The organism is Pseudoalteromonas sp. AWH4_217 (assembly GCF_056161105.1).
In genome coordinates this window covers 233,173-257,229 of the sequence record NZ_JBSWYM010000009.1, presented here as the reverse complement: position 1 = coordinate 257,229, position 24,057 = coordinate 233,173, and the positions used below count along the sequence as shown (strand labels likewise).

Below are 24,057 nucleotides of genomic sequence, written 5' to 3'. Positions count from 1 at the left end.
TTATTCTGCAGCCTGAATTGGCAGAGTTAACATATCCGGTGCCAGTTGCTTACGCGCGATGCGGATACCCTTGTTGATTTGACTGATGTTGGTGTCTGGCAGTGCAGTAAATGACTTGCTGTCTTTGTTCCAGCTGCCCGCTTTGCTGCCATCTTTAGTCACGTAAAGCAGTTCAAGGCGACCAATGCGTAGCATATCGACTTCTCGTTCCTGACCGTCTACCGTCAGCAAAGTAGAGTAAGCTTCGATGGTGCGTCCGTACTCAACTTCTACCTGATAGGCTTCGAGTACGCGACGGAACTTTTCACTTGAAGAAACATCCGCGCGGTCCATCATTGCTTGTAATTTAGCAATGCGCTCTGCACGCTCTTCTTTTAGGAAAGGAACATCCAGTGCAACGAACTGCTCAAGACCTGTGATCATACGCATCATCAGCGGCGTGATCTGACGTTCAATCACAGACACCTGATCCATAGACTCGTTAATCGCAGCCATTTCTTCTAGTTGATTTTTGATCTGCTTGTCTAACTGGCTGTTGTAAACAACCAGGCCGTCAATTTCTTTATTCAGTGTTCTGAACTTTTGCAGTCTTGATTGCATGTCATCTGCAATAGAATTGATTTTATTCTGAGATTGGAGGGCTGACTGGTTAATAGCCGAACTTGAATCAATGACCTTGTCCAGATCATTTGCCTGAGCATTAGCCGCAACGGCGACCATACCTGCTAATAGCAAGTGGTTAACGCACTTCATCGCATACACCTTTTAATATTTGCTTGTTGCTATATTGGAATTGCGTGCAGTCTAATGTGCCTAAATGACATCCATGTTGCGCTAAAAATACATTTAGGTTACAGATGTCATATATCGGTCATGGAGGGGTTTATTTATACTTATGCAATAAATTAAAAAAGGCTGCGTATTCGCAGCCTTGAGAAAGATTACACTTTAAATTTGGCGAGCATGTTTTCGAGTTCATCAAATTGCAATTTTAATGTCTGACATTCCTGGAGCGTCTTGGTCAGACTGTCACTGCCTTCGACACACAAATCACTGATCCCATGAATATCACTGTCGAGTGACTGGATCACTGCATTTTGCTCTTGCGTTGCGCTGGCAACGGCATGGTTTACACCATCAATAGAGTCGATGGCATGGGTAACTTCCTGCATCTTAGTCCCTGCGGATTGCGCTTGCTGGGCGCTATTGCTGGAGTCATCAATACTTGATTTCATGACCGCAACGGCTGATGCCGAACCTTGCTGCAATTCACCTATCGTATTTTCAATTTCCTGAGTCGACTCCTGGGTACGCTGGGCTAGCTGTCTTACTTCATCGGCCACAACAGCGAACCCTCGTCCGGCTTCGCCGGCTCGTGCTGCTTCGATTGCGGCATTAAGCGCCAGCAAGTTGGTTTGTTCACTGACGCCTTTAATAACTTCCAGCACCTGACCTATACTTGCGGTGAGTTTATCCAGGCCATCAATTGTCGATTGTGCTTCCTGCATTTTAGCACTGAGAGAGCCAATCTCTTCAATGTTGGCATTCAGTGCCACTTGGCCCTGACTGGACAAACTATTTGCCTCAGTCGCCAGCTCTGAGGCGTGTTTGGCATTATTTGAAATCTCTACAGCACTGGACGACAATTCATTGATGGCCGTCGCGACACTGTCGGTACGTTTGGTTTGCTCTGTGTAGATATCGAGTGCGCCCTGTGTTTGCGATTGCAGCCCCGCCATAACCTGCTCAAGTGCCAGTGTGGTCTCTTTTACTTTAGAGATACTCTCATGGATTTTGTCTACAAACAGGTTGAAGTAATTGGACAGCTCACCAAACTCATCGTTGTTTTCAACCTCCAGCCTGCGGGTCAAATCGCCTTCTCCCTGGGCTATGTCTTTAATCGCTTCGTTTAAATGAACCATTGGCCGCATCAGATATTTCAGTAGTAACTGTAACATCACCACAATCACCACAACGCCCACCAGCATATAGATCAGGGCCATATTTCTAAAAGACGCCACAGAGCTGTAGGCTATCTCCTTGTCGATCACTACGCCCAGGTACCAGTCGACATTTTTAATACCCCGCATTTTGACAAAAGACACCAGCTTTTCTTTACCGTCTATAGTCAGATCAGCGAATGACTCGGACAGAGGTAGTTTAGTACCAAACAGATCTGTCATTGGTTTATCGTTGAGTTGGGTATCTGGGTGGCTTAGGATCCGACCTTCCGCATCTAACAGGAAACCATACCCATAGCCGAGAAAGTCAATTTCATTCACTATGTTTGTGATAGTTGCCATGTCGATGTCTCCCCCGGCGACACCAGAGAAACGCCCATTGTTCATAATGGGCACAACGGCTGTGATGGTGAGCTCGTTGCTTGTCACATCGATATAAGGCGTGGTAAACGCAGTGTCTTGCTTTCGCTCCGCCAATTTGTACCAAGGTCTTTGCGTAGCATCAAAATCGCTCGGCAATACCACTGTTGTATCATTTAGTACAAACTGGCCATCAGGCGTACCGATAAAAGTATTCTTGAAGTGACCAGCCTCATGTGCGGTCTGAACACGCCTTAGTATGTCTGAGTAAGCGTCACTACTGCGGTGTCCACCGGCAACAGCGCTGACTATGTCCAACCTGTCGTTTAACCAGTTAGCAATATTTTGCGAAACCGACTCAGAAATCTCCTGTAACACCAGGGTTAACTGGGCCTGCGTTTGTGAGCGCATCAGGATAAAATTGTTCACGGTAAAAAGGGAAAGTACGATCACCAGCACCAATGAAGCGGCCAGTGTTATTTTAGTTGTAAATTTGAGCGCACTGAACATGGGAAGCCCTGTCTTAATTCTACTAATACAAATTTGTTTTACCAAATCTTAACGAGTTTGTCTTACCTTATCGGCGAAACTTTTGTTGCCTAAAGTTAATTATACACTTGTTTTCACGATTTATTTTTCAACTGATTAGTTATTGTTCAGGTTTCACGGCTCAAAATGAAAAAAGGCGGGACAAACCCCACCTATTTTATTAGTTACAATGATCATCACAAACTTGTCTTTATTTCGTGCGGCGCAGTTTTTACCTGCGTCCTGGTTCAACTCAGTCAGGCTTGTTATGTGATCATCTGGTCGACATGCGAGTTTACTTATATTCAGATAAAGCTGGCGGTCTTGCCGTCAGGCCTTGACCCCAATTTTTATTTGGTTTATCGCTCATCACATATTTAAGCTCACCTCCAGCCATGATGTCATCGTGTGTCAGGTAACTGCGCTCTAGTGCCTTTCCGTTTAAGGTAACCGACTGAATATATTTATGTGTTTTGCTCAACCCCACGGCTGTTGTTGTGAACTGCTTACCGTTTGCGAGCTTAAGCGTGACCTTTGGTGTTTGAGGTGCGCCAATTGCATAAGCCAGGTCGCCAGGCGCTACTGGATAAAAGCCCATTGCAGAGAAAATATACCAAGCAGACATCTGACCAACGTCATCATTGCCTGCAAGACCATCTGGTTTATCCGAACTCAGCGTGTCCATGATTTGGCGAATTCGTTCCTGGGTTTTCCAGGGCTTGCCTGCATAGTTATACAAATAGGCAATATGATGGCTTGGTTCATTGCCGTGAGCGTAATTACCAATCAGGCCTGCAATATCTTCATGCTCCTTAATCATTTCTTGAGACAATGGCGTGTCAAACAAATCATCGAGGCGCTGAGTAAAGGCGTCATCTCCGCCCATCAAATCGATCAACCCGGCTACATCCTGAGGCACATAAAAGCTGTACTGCATGGCGTTTCCTTCCGTGAAAGGCCCCATGTACTTTGCTTTAAAAGGGTTAAACTCTGGATCCCATCGACCCTGGCTGTCGCGACCGCGCATAAAACCACTTTGTGGATCGAACACATTTTTGTAGCTCATAGCGCGTGCGTAATATTGCTTCGCCTGCTCGCTTTTACCCATCGCCTCAAACATTCTGGCAATCGCAAAATCGTCGTAGGCATATTCCAGTGTAATAGAGACAGATTCTGGCAATACATCCATAGGCACATAACCAAACTTTTTGTACTCAGGGATGGCATCATAAACTGGGTTGTTGGCCGTATTGATGATAGCTTCAACGGCTAGATCTACATCATAATCCCGGATCCCCTTAAGATAGGCATCGGCGATAACTGATACCGCATGATAGCCAATCATGGTCCAGGTCTCATGTGCATGGAATGACCAGATAGGCAGCATCTTTTCATAGCTTTGCTGATAGTGAACCAGCATAGACTGTATCATGCCAGACACTCTGTCAGGGTCGATATAGGTCAACAGCGGGTGTAACGCTCGATAGGTATCCCAAAGCGAGTACAAAGTATAATGCTCAAAGCCCTTACCGTCATGAATTTCACCGTCTACGCCGCGGTACTGCCCATTAACGTCCTGATATAAACTTGGCGCCTGTAACGCATGGTAGAGCGCCGTGTAAAATTGACGCTTTTCGGAACGGGTGCCCTCTACGTCTACCTTGTCCAGATAGGTAGCCCACTGAGCATTTGCATCTGCGCGCACCTTATCGAAATCCCAGTGAGGGATCTCAGCTTTGAGGTTTTCGAGCGCATTACTGCGGCTAACCGCAGAAAGCGCTACTTTAATCTTCAACGGTTTATTTTCGACGTCAGCAAAACTTGCTACGAACTTAACGGCTTTACCAGCTGTCATTTTCACCGCTTTATTTTCGATAGTAGAATGCTTTTCTTTACCAAGACATCCCATACAACGATAACGCATATTGTCTTCATTGATAAAACGGTAGTTATCTATAGGTTGAGAAAACTCTATCGCAAAATACATTTGACGGTTACGCGCCCAGCCATTGGTGGCTCGATAAGCGACCAATGTTGTATCATTGATTTTACGAATATCGCTCCAGATAACCTTGTTCTCGAAGTTGTATATAGCGCTGGTGAGATCAAACAAAACATGGCCCTGACCGCCGTTTTTGAAGGTATACTGATGCATACCTACTCTGGGACTCGCAGTGAGCTCAGCCTTTATATTGTAATCTTGCAACTCAACCCCATAGTAACCAGCCTCTGCCCATTCCTGCTGATGAGAAAAACGTGAACGATACCCTGAATCTGGATCTTCCGCCGTACCGGGATTGGTTTTTACCTCACCGCTGATTGGCATAACCAGCAGATCCCCAAGGTCTGAATGACCTGTGCCTGAAAAGTGCGTATGAGAGAAACCGACTATCGTGGTGTCGTCGTAATGATATCCGGCACATCGCTTGTATATCTCAGGCTGCGGTGAGACGCCGCGCATTGGATTGTCGGTATCCGGGCTAAGTTGTACCATGCCAAAAGGCACAACCGCACCGGGAAACGTATGGCCGTCACCACCAGTACCTATAAATGGATCTACCCACTGCGTATTAGACTCCTGCGCCACCCCTAACGATGAGACAGATATCAAAGCAGCCGTTGTGGCTGCCGATATGATGCGAAACATGCATCTCTCCTATCTTTAATTTGTTATTATTTGGACCGTTCCAACTCACATTATCTTACACTGCAAATGAATACGTATTCAATAGAAACAAGATAAGAAATAAATGCGAATAATCTAGGTATAGCAGGAGGAAAAAGACAATGGCTAACGACTGAATAACAAAAGCCGGCTATGGCGCCGGCTTGATGTGATAAATTTTAACTTTCAACCTTTTGCTGCCACCGCTTGTAAAGTGACACAACGTTCAGGCCATACCAGGCGATAAAGACGTAACACACCATAGGTACTATGAAGCTAATCTGGATCCCGGCGTTATCAGCCACCAGGCCTTGCACTAACGGGATCAATGCGCCCCCTACGATTGCCAGACATAGCCAGCCAGACCCTTTACTGGTCAAAGATCCCAGACCTTCAATGGCGATGGAAAAGATAGTCGGGAACATAATTGAGTTAAACAGACCTACGGCTAGCACCGCAAACATGGCCAGCTTACCATCGGTAGACATAGTTAGCAGTAACAACGCTATAATTGCAATTGCGTTAAACATCAGGGCTTTTGAAGGTGCGATCTTCTGAAGTGCGGCCGAGCCAATGAACCGCCCTACCATAGCGCCACCCCAGTAGTAGGAGATGTATTTCGCTGCGGTATGCTCTTCCATACCTGCAATTGAAGGCTCTGCAAAGTAATTTACCAAAAAGCTACCAATTGCCACTTCAGCACCGACATAGCAAAAAATGGCTGCAACCCCCATCACTAAGTGTGGCGCTTCTGTCAGCTTATGGCCGCGAGCCTTACAGTCACCCTCTTCAGTATGCGCTTCAATGGTGGGTAGTTTTAGAAATGCAAACACTGCCGCGATAAGTAACAGCGCACCAGCGAGCATCAGATAAGGCACTTTAACCGAGTCAGCACTGGCCGCATCGGTTGCCATGCTGGCACCAGCACCGAACAGCAACATGCCGCCGACGGCGGGACCTACAGTAGTCCCCAGTGAATTAAGGGCCTGTGCCAGGTTTAACCGACTGGAAGCCGTTTTTTCTGGCCCAAGGGCTGCTACATATGGGTTTGCAGATACTTGCAATACGGTAATACCCGACGCCAGCACAAACAAGGCCGTCAGGAAAAGCCAGTATTCATGAACGACAACAGCCGGGTAAAACAACAAACATCCGCCGGCCGCTATTACAAGGCCCGTCAGTACACCATTTTTATAACCAAAACGCTTCAAAAACGCGCCGGCAGGTAAAGACACGATAAAATAAGCGCTGAAGAAACAAAACTGTACCAGCATTGCTTCGGTATAGCTCAGGTCAAACACCGCTTTAAGACGCGGGATAAGTACGTCATTTAATACAGTAATAAATCCCCACAAGAAAAACAGGGTCGTCATTGCTGTCAATGGCAACAAATAGTTGTTGTTTTTTGCATCTCCACTGGCAACATAACTTTGGTTAGTGTTGATTTCACTCACTTGAAATACTCCGTGTTAAAGGATTTAGAGATTCTACACACTGTTACAGAAAAATCACAAATGTTTTATTGGACCGTTCCAATTTGATTTTGATAATGCTAAAGTGAGTTCAAAAGTAAGCAATGCTGGGTCAATTTGCTCTGGCGGAATCCCCAATGACTGGAAAGGTTATGTCAATAAACTTCAGAAGCGATCAATTTTTACTTAAACATATTGAAAGGACAATGGCGTTCTATCATCCAAGATGCATCGATCCCCAGGGTGGGTTCTTTCACCACTTTCTCGATGACGGTACGGTTTACAATGCACATGTGCGCCACTTAGTTTCGAGTACACGTTTTGTTTTTAACTATGCCATGGCTTATTTGCAAACATCCAATCCTAACTATTTGGTTCAAGTAAAACACGGTCTGGAATTTCTGGAACAATCACACAAGCAACCTGACGGCGGATACGCCTGGGTGCTGGATAAAAACCAGATCGAGGACGATACGAACCATTGCTATGGACTCGCATTTGTTTTACTGGCCAATGCGGTGGCGCTCAAGGCGGGCATAACATCGGCTGCGACGACCATAGAGTCCGTCTGGACTTTGCTGGAAGAAAAATACTATCAACCTGAATTTCAGCTCTATTTAGATGAATACAACGGCGATTTTAGCAGTGCTGATCCTTATCGGGGCCAAAATGCCAATATGCATATGTGTGAAGCATTATTAATGTGCTTTGAAGCAACAACAGATAGTAAGTTTTTAGAGCGTGCTCAATCACTTGCCTTTACGATGACGGTACAGCAGGCTGAGTTGGCTGACGGACTTATCTGGGAACATTATACAAGCGCATGGCAAATTGATTGGCAATATAATCTGGATAACCCTAAACACCTTTTCCGTCCGTGGGGCTTTCAGCCCGGACATCAAACCGAATGGAGTAAGTTACTCCTGATCCTGTATCGCCATAGTCCACAAGACTGGATGCTGGAGCGTGCAAGAGCTTTATTTGACAAGGCTTTAGACATCGCCTGGGACCCAAAGAACGGCGGGATATTTTATGGCTTTGCACCTGATGGCGGCATTTGTGATTCTGACAAGTATTTCTGGGTGCAAGCTGAAAGCTTCGCAGCTGCGGCCTTACTTGCCGATGCAACAGGCGAAGACCGCTACTGGCAGTGGTATGACAAAATATGGCAGTATTGCTGGGCGCACATGATTGATCATGAACACGGCGCCTGGTATCGGATCCTGGATTGTAATAATCAAGCTTACAGCAATGAAAAAAGTCCGGCCGGAAAAACGGATTATCATACCATGGGTGCTTGCTACGAGGTACTGAGAGCACAACAACTTAAGCGGGAGGTATAATGAGCCTGGTATGTTTTGGTGAAGCTCTGATCGATTTTCTTTCAGACGGCAAAGAGCCTGAATCTTTTACAAAATATGCTGGTGGCGCGCCTGCAAATGTAGCGGTCGCAGCAGCGCGTCAAGGCATAAACGCAAGCTTTTGTGGCATGGTCGGTGACGACATGTTTGGTCACTTTATCAAGCGCGCTTTGGCGCAGTATGAAGTTAACTGTGATTATGTGAAAGTGACAGACAAAGCAAAGACAGCATTGGCATTTGTTTCACTGGACGACACGGGAGAGCGAAGTTTTAGTTTCTACCGTCCGCCCGCAGCCGATCTGTTATTTCGGGCAGACGATTTTGCCGAAACAATGTTTGACACCCATTCACTGTTACATGTGTGCAGTAACAGCCTGACAGAAAGCAACATCTATAAAACGACAATTTATGCGTTAACTCAGGCTCGTGAGCACGGCATGCACACAAGTTTCGATATGAACCTGAGAGAAAATCTGTGGACATCTCTGACCCACTGTACCAAACGCATCTGGCATGTAATTTCGCTTTCAGATATCTTTAAACTCTCCCATGAAGAGCTGGTATTTCTGAACGCACAAAGCCACCCAGAACAACCACTGTCGCATACTATTGAAGCCATAACGGCGGCCAATGTGCAGTTACTGGTCGTCACCGACGGTAAAAACCCCATTCACTTTTATGGGCAGTCTTATCAAAGCACTGTGAATGTCCCGGACGTAAATGCTGTTGACACCACCGCCGCGGGAGACGCATTCGTTGGCGGATTATTGGCAGCAATTATTCGTGCTCAGAATGAGCAAAGTATTGATGCGTTTTTGGCAAACCAATCAGCGGTGAACAGTGCTATTGCTTATGCCAGCCGCTGTGGTGCATTTGCTGTAACACGCTATGGCGCGTTTGATTCATTACCCAGCTTCGAAGATGTTGAATAAAACTTTGTGAGAGAAGGTACAAGGATGTCCCTTTATACCAAATTGCTTAATTAAGTGTTCTATTTTGAGGCGAGAAAATATCGTCGATAACTAGGCAAAAATTTCGCTATTTAGTTGCTCTAGATGAGAAATTTTTAACACCGTTAGCGGCATATTTGCTCCTTCAAATTGAACAGGTATTAAGTAAAATTGGTTTTACACGCCTGAGGGTTAAATGTGCACCAGAAAACGCATATAGATGTAGTAAAACCCGGGTGAGCACACCGCCAGACCAAGCAGATATATCTTAAAAAAACCATCCCGCTGAGCACTTATCTGGGACACTACCAACACTGAGTTCTCATCAGGCTCTGGCACATTCTTGGGCCGATAAAACCGATAAAGTTTCATCAAACACAGGCCAATAAAAAATGGCCCTAAAATAAGAGAGAAAAAAAAGCCCACTGCGTACCAAGTTTCAGGCGCAACTCTATCCATTACATACCTCTGACAACAACACCCGGCCAAATACATACCTGTTTACATCTGAATGTTTGATATTATGCCTGTCACTTGTACTATGCAACCAAAGCCTAACACATTAGAAGAACTAAAAAAGACCCATTATATGAGCAAAGCCTACTTACTCTTTCCTTTAACTCTTTTTCTTGGTGCATGTACTGCCAATAAAGTTGCGGTTGAACAGTCAGATCAAACTGTTGTTAAGTATAAGACTTCCGAGGGGTATACTGACCGGTTTGCCAACCTATACAAACAACCAGAAACATATCCCTATACCTGTGAAGAAGCGTGTTATCCGGATACGCCACTTATTCAATGCCAGGGCGACATGGAGCAATGTCAGTACATAGGCGATCGCCCCGACATAATCCCTGAACTCGGTTTTAACGTAAAATGGCTGGGTCATGCGAGCTTTTTACTGACTATGCCCGATGGCCAGCAAGTATTAGTAGATCCGGTAAGCGAACAATTTGACTGGCCGATAGACGTTGGATTCAAGCTGACCGGAGGCTTTTATCGAACTGAACCAGACTGGCCTTCTGAACCTGAGCTGGACCAGCTGAGCACCGTTGTTTATTCCCACATACATTATGATCACTTCAATAAATCAGACATAGACACTCTGGGGACCGGACCAACTTATTATACACCGCTGGGGTTTGCGGACTATTTTTCAGATGGCGGTTACAAAATTAAGGAAATGGCCTGGTATGCGAGTGCGCAAAACCAAGAGCTTACTGTGCATTTCGTACCGGCACACCACTTTAGTAGCAGGATCATTGTGCCCTATATCACAGAAGACAACGACGCCACACTTTGGGGAGGCTGGCTCTTTGAATTTGAAGGAAAAACGTTGTTTTACGCAGGTGATACCGGTTACTCACCCCACTTCCGTGACATACAGCAACGTTACGGCGACATTGATGTTTGCCTGTTACCAATCGCCTCTTATCACCATGACGAATATGCTAAGTGGTATCGAAATGTACATTTAACGCCCGAAGATATGCTTGCAGCAGCTAACGACCTTAACTGCAAGCAGGTGGTACCTTGGGGGTACGGTAACATGAGCTGGAAGATGGGCGATCTGACGTCACACTCAGCTTTGTTCAGGCTGTTGCATGTAAAACAAGCAATTGCACCGCAACAACCACTCTATATTCTCAACGAAGGAGAAAGTGTTCACTTTTAATGAGACGTTGCCTAGTCGGCATCCAGCTCAGGCCAAGTAACGATGTGGTCCTCGAAATCATGCTCCAGGTCCACGTCGTTTTCACTAATAGCTTTGCCCAAAATACTGATCCCTGCATCATGCATGGCCTGTTTCGAGCCGTTATGATACAGCGGGTGCCAACTGGCAAGACCACGACCTTCATGAAGCCTGCGATAACTACATGACTGAGGCATAAAGAAAATATCTTTGAGGTTGTCCTTGGTTAATTGGACACATGAGGGGACTAATGTTTGTCTTTCTGTGTAACGGGTACATGCGCAAGTCTGCTCATCGCTGTACTGACACACAACATCGGTATAGAGCAGTTCTTCACCCTCTCGAAGTACATCTGTGCTACTAAATTGTTCTTCCTCTTCTTCGTCAGAGTCTATAAAGGAATGCAAACAGCACTTTGCGCAGCCATCACAAATAGCTTCCCACTCCTGCTGGTTCATTTCTTCCAACGATTTCTCTATCCAAAAAGGAGTTGTACTCATAACTTCGCACTTGCCACAAACTAAAGGGTCGCAGATTGTACTAAAAGAACAAGACCAGCGCAAAGCTGGCCTTAAACACTATGGTGCTAGAGCTGAGATTTCACCCAGCGCTCGATTTTATCCTGTAATACAGGCATGGGGACGGCGCCGTCAATTAATACCTGGTTGTGGAAGGCGCGAATATCAAACCGCTCACCCAGCGCCTGCTCAGCATATTCGCGCAGCTGGCGAATTTTAAACTGGCCGACTTTATATGATACGGCCTGACCCGGCCATGCGATATAACGCTCGACTTCCGCTTCTACATCACTTTTCGCCATAGAGGAGTTATTCAACATAAACTCTATGGCCTGCTCACGGCTCCAGCCTTTGGCATGTAGCCCGGTATCAACAACCAGGCGCATCGCTCTTAATTGTTCATCCGCCAGACGGCCATACCATTGATAAGGGTCGGTGAACAAACCCAGTTCTTTACCCAGACTCTCGGCATACAGCGCCCAGCCTTCGACAAATACCGTTGAGCCGCCAAACTTTCTGAACTTCGGCAGATCTTCTATTTCCTGTTGCAATGCCAGTTGAAAATGGTGACCGGGCGCAGCTTCATGTATTGACAAGGTTTCGACAATAAACCTGGGCTGTGCCTTCAGGTTATGACTGTTGATATAGAACACACCCGGGCGCGATCCGTCCGGCGCGGGACTTTCGTATGACGCGCCGGCTGCCGATGCTGCTCTGAATGCTTCAACGGGCTTAACAACGTAATCTGCCTTTGGCTGGATATCAAATAAAAGAGGCACGCGCGCATCAATTTTCTTTTTCACTTCTTCATACGCTTTTATCAGTTCAGCTTCTGACGAAAAGTAAAATTCGTCACTGTCACGCAAGTGTTGAAAGAACTGCTGCAGGTCACCATCAAACCCAACCGTCTCTTTGACCCTTCCCATCTCATCGCGAATACGCTTTACTTCGCTCAGGCCAAGCGCATGGATCTCTTCTGCACTCATATCCAGCGTCGTATTCTCTTTGATGTAATGTTGGTACCAGGCTTGCCCATTTGGCAACGCACTGTACCCCACTGTCTCTCTGGATGCTGGCAGATACTTAGTTTCAAGAAACTGTACCATGTCGCTATAAGCAGGGATCAGGGTGCGCTCAATGTAATTTTTGTAGGACTGAGCTATCTGGTGTTTTTCTTGCGCAGAAAAGGATTCCGGAAAGTTCTTTACAGGTCCCCAAAAAATGGAGTCCTCTGCCCGTTCAACCACATGTGTTTTAAACTGAGGGATAACTTTAACCGTGATGGCCTTTGGCAACACCACCTGATGTTCGATGCCTTGAGACATCATCTCCTGAGCTGAACTTAACCAAGCCACAAAGCCATCGGCACGTTTAAGAAAGTTACCGTAATCTTCTACTGTTTCAAAAGGCTGTGCACTTTCTCCTGAACCTAATGAGGCAAAAACGTGATGTGACCCATACATTTGATCGATAGGCAGAAAATGGCCATCGAACTGTTCAGCCGCTTGCTGCTGTGTCAATTCATAATGAAGTATGTCAAAAGACAATTTGGCCTGACCAGAAAGCCCTTCCCTTTCTATCTTATCTAGCATGCCAAGGTATTTGGCGGTAAATGCCTGCTGTTCTTTCAGGCTTTGAGGTCCCAGTTCTGATTCGAATTTATCGTTGTACTCAGACATGCCAAAGAAAGTTGCTGACAGCGGGCTCAATGTAACACTCTCATTGAAGTATGCCTCTGCAAGCTCCATCATTTGCGTGTTTGCATCCACCTTTTCAGCGCTGACCTGATGAAACTGGGCTTGTTGGGAAGTCACTTCGCATCCGCTCAATGTTAAACCGACTACGAGCGCGACCAGTGTTTTTCTTATCATGTCTGTAACCTTACTCTTTAATAATTCGCGCGCAGTCTGACAGACATCAAACAGATTACAACTGTTTTCTATGCCAATGCCAGATCGACTTCAGCTGTAGGCAGGATAATTTCGATGCACAGGCCGCCAAGCAGGCTATTATGTGAATCAATTTTTCCACCATGACATTCTATTATTTTCTTGCACACGGCCAGTCCCATCCCTTTACCGCCACTGAGTGAACTGCGCGATGCTTCCTCTCTGAACAAAGGTTGGAACAGTTGTCGATGGGCATCATATGACAGCGGCATGCCCGAATCTTCAATACGCAAAACCAGGTTTCGCTCATTTACCAGTGCACTCATTTTGATATCTACGCCGTCGCCGCCATATTTGAGCGCATTTTTAACCACTTCTAAGATCGCGTTGCCAATAGAACGTCTGTCAAACTGCATGGTAAAATGAGGGTCCAGTCGGTTGATGATTTCGAGTCTGGCCTTCTTAGGATCGACATAGGTCATGCAGGTCTGAAATGTTTCATTCATAAAATGTGCAACTTTAACCTCTTCTTTTTTCAAAATATTGGCAACCTCTTTATCGCCGGTTACCAACATCAGCTGGTCAATGAATTTGTGTAACTCATCAATCTTGGCCATCAGCTTGGCGTAAGAATCTTCTACGTTTTCAACAATGTTATACTGCAATGATTCAACCTGAATCTTCATCACGGTAAGTGGTGTACGTAATTCGTGCGACAGGTCAGTAAATAGCTGCTCTTCTTTCGCTTTCAGCTGATTAACCTGCTCGTTTACCACCTGGCGCTCGCTGTCCACAGTGCGATTGAGTGCATTCACCTGCTGCTCGAGGTGCCTGACCAGCTGGCCCTGAAGTGACTTATGTTGCAATGCCAGTGCAACGGTAAACAACAACACTTCAATAAGGTAACCAACCTTTATAAATGAAGTGATGTCAAAAACATCAATAAGATTGCCATAGCTGGCACCAACTATGGTTAACAGGTTTAGAAACACCAGGTGGTTAATCAGACTGTAGGTAAATGTTCTCATGCCCGGTCCTCTCTGCCTGAAACTCCATACACAGGTATAGACGAACAGCGGGATAACGAACGTACTGGCCAGTAAATTGTAATATACGCTTTCCAGATATAAGGCGGTAGGGACCAGACCAATGTAAAGCCAGGTTGCTGCAATATAGACAGAGTTAAGTGTCGGGTGATAATGCTTAAGCTGCAAAAAGCCACGTACGAATAGCAAATGAAATATCGGCACTGTCGCCATCAGAGCGATTGAAAACTGACCACTGAAGAAGCCATGATTAGGCCAGAAATACTGGAAAGAAAAACCAGCCATGTCGATTACGATAAGTAAGAAAAGTAAGGTCCATAAAGCGTAGAAGACATTGGTTGTATTGCGGTTAAAAGCCAGGTTCACGATGACAATGAGCAAAATGGCTGCAACCACTCCAGCCAGGCTGGCATTAGTTAAAATGCTAAGTTGCGACGTCGATAAGTAATGTGCGTGGGAATGCAGACGTAAGTTGGCTGGCGCATTTGCAAAAGTCTGGTACTCAATCAGAAATTCACTTTTGCCAGATTTAACATCAAGGGGCAGGTACATTTGAGGGTCCTGAATAGGACGCTGGCTAAAGCTCGCATGCGCATCCTGCCAGTGCACCTGCCGAAGAGTACCTTCGTCCAGTTGATATACTGCGAGTTTAGGTAGTCTTGCAAAGCCAAATGATAGCACCCAGTCAGTGTTTCGACTTCTGTTATCGAACGTCAATCTTACCCATTTTGAATAAAGTGCGTGCTGGGGTCGCTTCTCTATCCTGTCTAAAGGTACAAACTGCTCGGAATATCTGTGCACATCCTCAGCCGCATCAATTTGATTATCATAGTCAAAGAAAAAAACGGCGTCGTTCAGCGAGCGCTGCGTTGTGCTGTCTCCTAACAGAATACTTTGCTGTTGATTTGCGCTGACAACTTTACCAGCGAACAAAAAATACCCCATTAAAAGCAATAAGATAAAACGCATGAACAAGACTCGGTAACCATTTGTAACTATCATAGGTCTAAATCGTGTAGGAAATGTGGATTACGGACGAAATAACTTTCTCGCGCCTCTTGAATGTAAACCAATGTAACACTGTTGCGAATTTCAAAATAGTACTATTTATTAGAAACTTAAAAAAACTTCCACAATTCCTTCATAGCCAAAATGCCAAACTTGCGCCTTAAACTTTGAGTACCTGGTTAAATGACAATCGCTTTGAAATATTTCTGTCATATAACTTTGTTCTAATCCGACCTGAAATAAAAACGTCATCAAAATGCCACATAACATGGCAAGACATAACTGAGTAAAATCATGAGTGAACAAAATCAAACCTCTCTTTTTGCAAAGATCTTAAACTGGACCGCAATTGCTTTACTGGTCTACCTCGTATTAGTTGCTGTTGGTACAGTCAGCGGCGGCTTTAAGCTGGCTTCAGGTGGCACGGAAGGCGCAAAAGAAATTTTCGCATTTGCAACTAACCCGTTCGTCGCATTAATGCTAGGTGCATTTGCAACCGCTCTCGTTCAATCTTCATCTACAGTTACATCAGTTATTGTCGGCCTTGTGGCCGGTGGCCTGCCGCTGGGTATTGCCATTCCAATGATTATGGGTGCAAACATTGGTACTACCATTACCAATACCTTAGTATCGATTGGTCATATCCGTGATAAAGAAGAATTCCAGCGCGCTTTTGCTGCTTCAACGGTTCACGACTTCTTTAACCTGCTTGCTGTGGCCATTTTCCTGCCGTTAGAAATTATGTTTGGCTTGCTGGAAAAATTCTCAGCTGCACTGTCTCACCTGTTCGTAGGCGATGCTGACCTGTCTCTTAAAAGCTACAACTTCATCAAACCGCTTGTAAAACCAACTGTAGGGGTAGTAAAAGATGCAGTCAGTTTCCTGGATGGTAAAGCCATTGGTGTTGCTATGGTTATCATTGGTATTGCCATGATCCTGTTCGCAGTTACTACCCTTGGTAAATTACTGAAGAAAGCGTTGGTTGGCCGCGCTAAAGAACTACTACACAGCGCAATTGGTCGTGGCCCTGTTGCTGGTATCAGTTCAGGTGCAGTGGTGACTGTCATGGTTCAATCTTCTTCAACAACAACCAGTTTGATGATCCCTCTTGCAGGTAGCGGTGTATTCAACACTCGTCAGATTTATCCTTTCACACTGGGCGCTAACATTGGTACTACAATCACTGCACTGCTTGCAGCTACCTCAATCACAGGCCCTAACGCTGAAGTCGCACTGACGATTGCACTGGTACACGTAATGTTTAACGTATTCGCTGTTGGTCTGATATACGGTCTGCCACTACTGCGCGAAATCCCTCTGCAACTTGCTGAAAAGCTAGCTCAAATTGGTACGCGTAATAAATCAGCGGCATTTGGTTACGTGCTGGGCTCTTTCTTCGTCCTGCCAGGACTGTTGATGCTAGCCATCAAGTAGTGAGATTAATCTGACATAACACCTGTCAGAATATGGTAAAAAAGGGCTCAGCTAAGAGCCCTTTTTAATAATTTTGACATATTGAACCGGCATAATTCGCCTAGTTTAATTTTTCGGCAAAATCATGAATACACGTAAACGGTCTTTGACTTTTGATATAAAGGACCAGGCACAGCAATTGTTTTTTCTTGAGCATGGCTCACCGTTTGATCAGCTCGAGTTTTACATAGAACAAGACGAACTGATTGTCTCTTGCCAGCTCCCAAAGGACGCTGTAGCTGGAAATCAGATCCGAGCAACAGCTAACCATCAGGACAATCGCAGCGTCGACTTTGTCGCTCAGCTGCAGTTGCACGAGCATGACATAATCAAAGGGTCGATAGAGTTGCGTCTCAGCGGTGCTGGTAAATGCGGTTCATACAACTTACAGTTGAGTTTACTGGGCCACAAAGAGCGGGTTAAAAATAGTATGGATTACATGGCATATTTGCCTCGAGAGATTAGCAATAATGACATGGACCGTAAGTCAAGCGTGGCACCATCAGGTTCGCCATCAGGTGTTTTACACACGGTTGCGAAATATATTCGCACAGAATTCAGCACCCTGTTTGGCTCATCCCGGCAGGCTTATCTTACCGAAAGAAAATAGTCCATCCCCAGCTACGCATTCATTTGCCAGGACCGCGAATAGTGCCGCTTCTTTGGAGTCTACTCCAACCCCTTCACATGACAGTTTGGATACGTCAAACTCCTCAGAAAGCCGTGACTTTAACTTGGTTATCAGTAGCGTGTTATGGGCGCCACCGCCACTTAACAATAACTCTGTAGGGCCATTTAACTCTAAACGGTTGATCTGCTCGAGAACACACCAGGCCGTTAACTCATTCAGCGTTGCCAATACATCGTAATGAGACAAAACTGAACCAAGACACGTTAACTTGTCTTCCAGCATCGCCAAACTGAACACTTCTGGTCCAGTTGTTTTCGGTGTAGCGTAGTGAAAAAATGGAACAGATTTGAGTGAGTCTAAGAGATCGTTCGATACTTTTCCGCGTGCTGCCAGCGCCCCGGCTTCGTCATAAGGTACATTAAAATACCGCTGGCAGTACGCATCCATCAGGGTGTTGCCGGGGCCAATGTCTGTGCATTGAACATCATCTACTTTTCCGCCTGCCGGAAGCACAGTAAAATTTGCTATACCGCCTAAATTAAGCAAAATACGGTGTAAATTTGATTTTTGATATAACAAATAGTCACCATATTGTGCAAGCGGAGCGCCCTCACCCCCCTTAGCAATGTGCTTCTGCCTGAAATCGGAGATTGTTATGATCTGGGTCCGCACTGCGACGTGATCGCCGTCCCCAAGTTGTAAAGTGCCGTTTCCAAACTCAGTATGCGAATGCTGATGCTGCGGGCAATGGTAAACCGTTTGCCCATGGCTCGCTATCAGATCTATATCTTGCGACTTAAGCTGCCAATCCGTCAGCGTTTGATTGATAATTTTCGCATGATATAGACCGATCCATGGATTCAGTAGCGTTAAATATTCAAAGTCCACATTGTCTTGAGCAAAGACCTTACGCACTTTTTCTTTGAACTCATTATCGTAAGGCGTGGTTGTGAACTTAAGTAACTTACAACGCGTCTTTGTGCCTGAACCACTCACCTTACACAAGGCCAGATCTAGTCCGTCTAATGAGGTGCCACTCATCAAGCCCAGAATAATACGAGAGGACTTGTTCGCAATGGAACCCAGCTGATTTATTTGCTTTAGACCCATTGCCTAGTACCCGGAATTATTGGCTGTTACAACCGCCACAACGGGATAGTCATTCGCGCCGAGCTCTAGTGTGAAGTTACGCTTTTCATAGCCTTCCAACATTACCTTGTGTGGCAAAGCACTGACTTGTTGCGCAGTACCGTCGGCATAAATGACCATGAGTTGCTCAGGCTCCAAAATTCGTCGCCCCGACGACAGGTTTTCAAGGTTTAATAGCACCGCCCTATAACCATCGTCGTTCGACATTGCCACACTGCGATTAACTTTAAAGTCGCTTTTAGCGGGTCTTATTCTATCGTTACGGTCGAATAAAAGAGTATCCAGCGTCATCTGCATGGTGTCAAAACGATATGGCTTTTGTTCCTTTGCTGCTACACATGCCGAAACGACCATCAGGGTAGCTATCGCCAACCTTACTTTTCGCATTTTTTGTACTCCGTAAAAAACCGCAAGGCCAAAGGTTTTAGCCTCTGCCGGTTTCTATTCCATATTGGCTAACCAACTCTGCTATCTCTTCTCGCAACGAGTCAATCGCTGAGTTAATTTCTTCTATTTCTTGTTTATTAAAAGATTTACGACTTAACATGAAATGAATGGCATTATCATTCACGATATAAGGGTGAATTTTCATCTCACTAAACCCCAGCTTCTCTATGTAATGATAACCGGAGAATTCATCTTCAATTAAAAAGTCGACTCGCCCACGATTCACCAGCTGCATGCGTTGACTGATACTGGGCACTTCAAGTAAGCGCTCTCTGTACCAGGCAATCTTAAGAATTTGTTCCAGCTCTCTGCCATAATAGGCACCCGGGTTAGCAACAAATGTGCGCTCCGCTGCAAATAGTTCTGTCAGGCTTCTTACATCGTTAAGATCTTTACTTCTTGTAAATAAGCGCATTCTTTCCCGCCGATAAGCCTGGCTAAAATAGGCAAGCTCAGCTCTTTGAGTATTAAAACTAGCAGAAGGAAGAATGTCTATAAATCCTTTGGACAGCTCTGTAATACCTCTAGCCGAAGAAGGTAGCTGAACAAAATCTATACACAGCTTTGCCTTGCTGAAAACCCTTCGGGTTATGTCAATATCAAGACCATAGGGAACCGTCTCTCGGTACATCACATAAGGGGGCCAGCTCGTGCCCACGCCAACTTTGTAGCGTGTATCACATTGGGTGTTCGCAAACACCGTAACAGGTAGGAGAATTAACAGAAATAGTAAATGCACAACGTCTAGCAATCATTGATATTAGCTAGATTATGAAGTATATCGGCAAGAAAACAAAGGCGCGCTAGCACCTTTGTTCGTTATTGTTGGCCAGTCCCTTGGTCAATCAGAAGCAAAAACTTCCGCTTCTGATATCAACATACCTTAAAGAGCCTTCCACACCATCGCTTTTCCGGGCTCTTCACCGCGAGTCCACCACTTAGCTTCGTATAACTTGCCTTGATAGCTTACGCGGTCACCACCGACATACACTTTACTGCGGTCCCAAGGATCAGCACCAACTGTAGAATCCGTGACATTAACATCGAATGAGACTGTCGTAGTTGCAACACCGTCGGACACGGCAACGGTCACCTGATAAGTAGTGTTCTGAGCAACTTCTGGCGCAGTAATCGTCGCACTGGCACCCTGGCCGCTTACGCTCAAACCGTTGCTTGCTGTCCAGCTGTAAGTTAACGCATCGCCATTAGGGTCTGTAGCATTAACCTGTACCGATGTGCTGGTATTCTCGGCAAGCGTAACCGCGGAGATAGGCGTTACTACCGGGGCATCGTTACCAGTCGACGGTGCTTTAACCAGCACTTTAACATTGCGTGTTGTTGTGGCTTCACCATCCGACACTGCGATAGTTAAAGTGTACTCAGTGTCTTGTGTTACTACTGGCGCGGCAACACCCACTGTCGCACTGGTTGTATTCGTCAGGGTTAGCGCACTTGACGCACTCCAGGCGAACGTCAAGGGTTGATTATCAGGATCAGACGCTGTTGCTGTTATATTGACTGAACCACCTGACTGAACGGTAACATTACTTTCAACAGACACAACAGGCGGTTTATTAACTGGCACACCACCAGTCAAACCATCGTACATAGCGTTCAGAATATCGCCATTATCAGCATCGATTTCCCAGGCAAATAATCCACCCAGATCGTACAGGTTTACATAACGTCCTTTTGCTTCAACAGAGCGTGCACTATCGAAAGTCAGTAATTTTCCGTTGCTGCGGTTCCAGACATAAGCAGCTTCTGCCTGCTCGTCGTAGCCAACCTCAAACCCGTTCAGACCTGTGCCATTCGGTCCAACCAAATTAGCAGCAATGGCTTTGTAATCCATAATACCCGGCTCCCATACCCCTTCCGAAGTAGAGCCTGAGTATTTACCATTACCTGGCGCTGTCATTGGGTTGCCTGGAATTGTAGTGTTCTGATCCATCACACCTTCCCAGCCTCGTCCATACATAGCTGCGCCCATGACGATTTTCTTCGAGTTTACGCCTTGTTGTAACAACAGTTGTACCGCGTTATGTGCCGTGTAAGCCGGGCCTTTACGTGGTTCACCATTATCATCAACACCGGTACCATTGCATTCATCCTGACTCAGGTGTGAGCCACAATACAAACCAGTCTGGTGGCCTGTTACATTGTTCCAGCCACCATAAAAGTCATAGGTCATCGCGAAAATGTAGTCCATATATTGCTGTGCAGCCTGATAATCTACGTCTTCAATTTTATCGTAGCCAGAACCTATGGCTGACGTCAGCTCATATGTGCGGCCCGTTTCGGCTTCAAGCTCATCCAGCATCGCACGTAGCTCCGCCATCAGTGCAATATAAGCCGGACCATCATTGACCGGGTCACCCAAGTCAGGGTTTGGACCGTCACCACCCGGGAATTCCCAGTCGATGTCTACCCCGTCGTAGAACTTCCAGGTTTTTAAGAACTTTTTCATCGATGCGACAAATACGTCACGATTTGCTTTGTTGGTGAATCCATGAAATGGGTCCGAGAGCGTCCAGCCACCAACTGATGGTAAGATTTTCAGATCCGGGTAGCGCTGTTTGAGCGCCATTAGCTGGGCATATGTACCACGAATTGGGTCATTTTGACTTACGCCTGGCAATGTTTTTTGAATTGCAGCCCATGGATCGTGAATCACCACTTCATAGTCAGGTGTTCCTGCACACGCCTTTTGCAATGCACGCCAGCTGTTGCCATTTTCAATTTCTTTCAGTGATTCATTGGCACCACAAATTGGAATAAAGCCGTATAGCAGGTGGCTTAGGTTCTGTGCCGGGATGTTGGTCACGTCAAAGTCGCGGCCATAAATGCCCCATTCTACAAAATAAGCACCTGTTACCTTGCCCGGGATGGTGCCGTTATTGCGGTTGTTAGGGTTAACATCCATAGGCAAAGGTTCTAAGTGACCACCGTCTGTGTCTGCTATCACGATCTCTTTGCCTGCACTTCTCGCACAGCCGGTACTATCGCACAGTTCAACATACAAAGTATGGCGACCAGACTGAGTGTAAGGGAAGGTGATTGTGCCGCTTTTTGTTCCAGCGTCCAATACGCCTTCATTGACTAGCTGATTATCGAAATACACTTTATAGCTGTCACCACCTGTGCCACTCCATGCATTCCATTTAATCTGAATGTCTACTTTGTCTTTAGCGGTTACCAGGTCTTTGTATGACCCATTGCCATCAAGTAAAACATCTACAAAAGAATAGACCTGAGGTTCCCAGCTCAAGCTAGGTGTTGAAGGCGCAGCCAGAACTGTTCCACTCATTAGTGCAAGGCCTATTGCCGTGCTGATCTGTTTAATCTTCATTACTTTCTCAACCTTATTTACATGTTATATCCAAACCCCGGAGGGTGATTTATTGGTACTGCTTAAAACTGACTCGTCTGGCTAAAGTGCTTTCCAGACCTGGGCTTTGCCGGGCTCTTCGCCACGGGTCCACCACTTGGCTTCATAATTTTTGCCCTTGTGCGAGACTTTATCCCCACCTACATAGGTGTCAGAGGCTTGCCACTTTGGATAAGTAGACACCGGAATATCTTTAACCGTTACGCTTAGGTCTCTGGATGTGGTTAGTTCGCCATCAGAAACTGCAATTGAAACCGTATACTGAGTGTCTGCCGATACCTCTGCGCTTTGCAGTGTGACGGTTGCACCACCGCCGGTCATCGTAAGTCCGGATGGGACTGACCAGGTGTATGTCAGCTCAGTTTGCTCATCATCAAAGGCATGTACATGAACCTGAACTTGGCCATTTTCATCCATTACAATCGGATCGGGCTGATGAACCGTTGGCGGTGTATTCGGTGCTTTTGGCACGATTGTCAGGTTATAGGTAAAGGCAGCATCTGTTACGAACACTTCGTTACCCAGTAAGTTGGCTTCATCAAACACCACGTCACCGTTTGTTTGTTTCACACCAACCCGGACATCACTGGCATACGTAGTATTAAGCTGACCTGCCAAAACACTTGCCCAACTTGACTGATTTTGCTCTGTCACAGCTAAAGAATGTTTCACTATTTCCTGACCATTTTGGTCAAATACCCTTGCCCAGATCAGGTCTCCAACATTGGCTGACTGGCCTCTGGTGACAAAATAGCCAGCTGAGATCCAGTCATTTGGTTGTGTATCTGTCACGATATTTATGTCGCTACAGTTATAGAAACCCTCACCCACGACATCGTTTCTCTGCCAGCGAGTATAAAGAATCGCATTTCCACTTCGGCCCTGAGGGATCTGAATGGTCATCTCATATATGCGTTTTCCGTCCGGATCTTTAACAAAATCGACGTTGCCTACTTCAGTGATCAGATCCAGGCTGCCCCAGGTCATCACGTCTGTCGCAGGATTAAATCCCGGCTTGGTTAGATAAAATTTCCAGAAACTCGGATTATGTGGGGTTGTGGCATGAAATCGTATGGCCAGCTCCCCCGCAGCGTTTGGTCTGACTTGAGTCGTCTGCCAGTCCGCAGAAGGTAAGTTCATGCCGCGTTTTTCGTGCGAACCAGCTGCGCATAAGGTGCCATCAGGAATATTTTTTTCTACCGCCTGTTGGTTATTGTAATCGGGCGTATTGACTGCGAACTCATGCTCCTGAATAAACTGAACATAACCAGATTCCAGGTAAGCCGCTCGACAAGCCGCATTGGGAATATTGGAACCATCTTCTGGCCACCAATAGCCCCCCTGGTCCTCACAGATAGCCTGTCTTGCCATAGGAAAATCCATATAGCCATGACTGGCAGCCAGTTCGCTGTAACTCAAAGCGCTCAACACTAGTGCACCAATTGCAGTCTGTTTCGAAAAAGATGTATATGTCTTCATAACTTGCCTCTTTCATAGGGGCCGAAGCCCCTGATCCTA

The 24,057-nt window shown here is 45.9% G+C and carries 17 protein-coding genes; 5 read left to right on the top strand and 12 right to left on the bottom strand.

Annotated elements, in window-relative coordinates; all coding sequences use genetic code 11:
- The 4 genes from ACXAH1_RS13470 to ACXAH1_RS13455 form a co-directional block, all read right to left on the bottom strand.
- On the bottom strand, positions 1–753 hold the full coding sequence (locus tag ACXAH1_RS13470) for a DUF3450 domain-containing protein (protein ID WP_138551850.1): 753 nt from the start codon (positions 751–753) through the stop codon (positions 1–3).
- A gap of 188 nt (positions 754–941) precedes the next feature.
- Positions 942–2,831, bottom strand: coding sequence for a methyl-accepting chemotaxis protein (locus ACXAH1_RS13465; RefSeq protein WP_475197375.1), 1,890 nt, complete (start codon positions 2,829–2,831; stop codon positions 942–944).
- Positions 2,832–3,144: 313 nt separating this feature from the next.
- Entirely contained in the window at positions 3,145–5,496 is a 2,352-nt protein-coding gene (locus ACXAH1_RS13460; RefSeq protein WP_475197373.1) for a GH92 family glycosyl hydrolase, read from the bottom strand.
- Positions 5,497–5,693: 197 nt separating this feature from the next.
- The gene (locus ACXAH1_RS13455) at positions 5,694–6,968 is read right to left on the bottom strand and encodes a sugar MFS transporter (RefSeq protein WP_253044742.1); all 1,275 of its coding nucleotides are present in this window, start codon (positions 6,966–6,968) and stop codon (positions 5,694–5,696) included.
- 224 nt (positions 6,969–7,192) lie between these two features.
- Between ACXAH1_RS13455 and ACXAH1_RS13450 the strand changes: the two genes are divergently transcribed.
- From ACXAH1_RS13450 to ACXAH1_RS13440, 3 genes are all read left to right on the top strand, one after another.
- Positions 7,193–8,329 (top strand): AGE family epimerase/isomerase, encoded by a 1,137-nt coding sequence (locus tag ACXAH1_RS13450; protein ID WP_475197371.1) that lies wholly within the window; start codon positions 7,193–7,195, stop codon positions 8,327–8,329.
- Positions 8,329–9,279, top strand: a complete 951-nt coding sequence (locus ACXAH1_RS13445; RefSeq protein ID WP_475197369.1) for a carbohydrate kinase family protein — start codon at positions 8,329–8,331, stop codon at positions 9,277–9,279. Before ACXAH1_RS13450 ends, ACXAH1_RS13445 begins: the two co-directional genes overlap by 1 nt.
- 607 nt (positions 9,280–9,886) lie before the next feature.
- Entirely contained in the window at positions 9,887–10,972 is a 1,086-nt protein-coding gene (locus tag ACXAH1_RS13440) for an MBL fold metallo-hydrolase (RefSeq protein ID WP_475197368.1), read from the top strand.
- An 11-nt stretch (positions 10,973–10,983) separates the two neighbouring features.
- On the opposite strand, the gene ACXAH1_RS13435 is transcribed toward ACXAH1_RS13440, so the two are convergent.
- The 3 genes from ACXAH1_RS13435 to ACXAH1_RS13425 form a co-directional block, all read right to left on the bottom strand.
- On the bottom strand, positions 10,984–11,490 hold the full coding sequence (locus tag ACXAH1_RS13435) for a YcgN family cysteine cluster protein (protein ID WP_138551858.1): 507 nt from the start codon (positions 11,488–11,490) through the stop codon (positions 10,984–10,986).
- Positions 11,491–11,576: 86 nt separating this feature from the next.
- Positions 11,577–13,379, bottom strand: coding sequence for a DUF885 domain-containing protein (locus ACXAH1_RS13430; protein ID WP_475197366.1), 1,803 nt, complete (start codon positions 13,377–13,379; stop codon positions 11,577–11,579).
- Positions 13,380–13,447: 68 nt separating this feature from the next.
- A complete protein-coding gene (locus tag ACXAH1_RS13425) occupies positions 13,448–15,412 on the bottom strand; it encodes a sensor histidine kinase (protein ID WP_475197365.1) in 1,965 nt (654 codons plus the stop codon).
- A 333-nt stretch (positions 15,413–15,745) separates the two neighbouring features.
- On the opposite strand from ACXAH1_RS13425, the gene ACXAH1_RS13420 reads away from it, so the two are divergent.
- Both ACXAH1_RS13420 and ACXAH1_RS13415 read left to right on the top strand, forming a co-directional pair.
- Positions 15,746–16,885: a Na/Pi symporter gene (locus ACXAH1_RS13420; RefSeq protein WP_475197363.1), complete on the top strand. Its 1,140-nt coding sequence runs from the start codon at positions 15,746–15,748 to the stop codon at positions 16,883–16,885.
- A gap of 124 nt (positions 16,886–17,009) precedes the next feature.
- Positions 17,010–17,534 (top strand): hypothetical protein, encoded by a 525-nt coding sequence (locus ACXAH1_RS13415; RefSeq protein WP_475197360.1) that lies wholly within the window; start codon positions 17,010–17,012, stop codon positions 17,532–17,534.
- Here ACXAH1_RS13415 and ACXAH1_RS13410 read toward each other — a convergent pair.
- The 5 genes from ACXAH1_RS13410 to ACXAH1_RS13390 form a co-directional block, all read right to left on the bottom strand.
- Complete coding sequence (locus tag ACXAH1_RS13410; RefSeq protein ID WP_475197358.1) at positions 17,499–18,665, bottom strand: anhydro-N-acetylmuramic acid kinase; 1,167 nt, start codon at positions 18,663–18,665, stop codon at positions 17,499–17,501. The two genes, ACXAH1_RS13415 and ACXAH1_RS13410, sit on opposite strands and share 36 nt — an antisense overlap.
- Positions 18,666–18,668: 3 nt before the next feature.
- A complete protein-coding gene (locus ACXAH1_RS13405) occupies positions 18,669–19,091 on the bottom strand; it encodes a hypothetical protein (protein WP_253044775.1) in 423 nt (140 codons plus the stop codon).
- Between the two features lie 37 nt (positions 19,092–19,128).
- A complete protein-coding gene (locus ACXAH1_RS13400; protein WP_475197385.1) occupies positions 19,129–19,782 on the bottom strand; it encodes a substrate-binding periplasmic protein in 654 nt (217 codons plus the stop codon).
- Between the two features lie 252 nt (positions 19,783–20,034).
- Complete coding sequence (locus ACXAH1_RS13395; protein ID WP_475197357.1) at positions 20,035–22,500, bottom strand: glycosyl hydrolase family 18 protein; 2,466 nt, start codon at positions 22,498–22,500, stop codon at positions 20,035–20,037.
- Positions 22,501–22,581: 81 nt separating this feature from the next.
- Positions 22,582–24,018, bottom strand: a complete 1,437-nt coding sequence (locus ACXAH1_RS13390; protein ID WP_475197356.1) for a lytic polysaccharide monooxygenase — start codon at positions 24,016–24,018, stop codon at positions 22,582–22,584.
- Positions 24,019–24,057: the final 39 nt, after the last annotated feature.

What these genes read in the sequence shown, in the direction of transcription:
- ACXAH1_RS13470 (WP_138551850.1), bottom strand. Translation starts at nt 753, where the DNA reads ATGAAGTGCGTTAACCACTTGCTATTAGCAGGTATGGTCGCCGTTGCG.
- ACXAH1_RS13465 (WP_475197375.1), bottom strand. Translation starts at nt 2,831, where the DNA reads ATGTTCAGTGCGCTCAAATTTACAACTAAAATAACACTGGCCGCTTCA.
- ACXAH1_RS13460 (WP_475197373.1), bottom strand. Translation starts at nt 5,496, where the DNA reads ATGTTTCGCATCATATCGGCAGCCACAACGGCTGCTTTGATATCTGTC.
- ACXAH1_RS13450 (WP_475197371.1), top strand. Translation starts at nt 7,193, where the DNA reads ATGGCGTTCTATCATCCAAGATGCATCGATCCCCAGGGTGGGTTCTTT.
- ACXAH1_RS13445 (WP_475197369.1), top strand. Translation starts at nt 8,329, where the DNA reads ATGAGCCTGGTATGTTTTGGTGAAGCTCTGATCGATTTTCTTTCAGAC.
- ACXAH1_RS13440 (WP_475197368.1), top strand. Translation starts at nt 9,887, where the DNA reads ATGAGCAAAGCCTACTTACTCTTTCCTTTAACTCTTTTTCTTGGTGCA.
- ACXAH1_RS13435 (WP_138551858.1), bottom strand. Translation starts at nt 11,490, where the DNA reads ATGAGTACAACTCCTTTTTGGATAGAGAAATCGTTGGAAGAAATGAAC.
- ACXAH1_RS13430 (WP_475197366.1), bottom strand. Translation starts at nt 13,379, where the DNA reads ATGATAAGAAAAACACTGGTCGCGCTCGTAGTCGGTTTAACATTGAGC.
- ACXAH1_RS13425 (WP_475197365.1), bottom strand. Translation starts at nt 15,412, where the DNA reads ATGCGTTTTATCTTATTGCTTTTAATGGGGTATTTTTTGTTCGCTGGT.
- ACXAH1_RS13420 (WP_475197363.1), top strand. Translation starts at nt 15,746, where the DNA reads ATGAGTGAACAAAATCAAACCTCTCTTTTTGCAAAGATCTTAAACTGG.
- ACXAH1_RS13415 (WP_475197360.1), top strand. Translation starts at nt 17,010, where the DNA reads ATGAATACACGTAAACGGTCTTTGACTTTTGATATAAAGGACCAGGCA.
- ACXAH1_RS13410 (WP_475197358.1), bottom strand. Translation starts at nt 18,665, where the DNA reads ATGGGTCTAAAGCAAATAAATCAGCTGGGTTCCATTGCGAACAAGTCC.
- ACXAH1_RS13405 (WP_253044775.1), bottom strand. Translation starts at nt 19,091, where the DNA reads ATGCGAAAAGTAAGGTTGGCGATAGCTACCCTGATGGTCGTTTCGGCA.
- ACXAH1_RS13400 (WP_475197385.1), bottom strand. Translation starts at nt 19,782, where the DNA reads ATGTACCGAGAGACGGTTCCCTATGGTCTTGATATTGACATAACCCGA.
- ACXAH1_RS13395 (WP_475197357.1), bottom strand. Translation starts at nt 22,500, where the DNA reads ATGAAGATTAAACAGATCAGCACGGCAATAGGCCTTGCACTAATGAGT.
- ACXAH1_RS13390 (WP_475197356.1), bottom strand. Translation starts at nt 24,018, where the DNA reads ATGAAGACATATACATCTTTTTCGAAACAGACTGCAATTGGTGCACTA.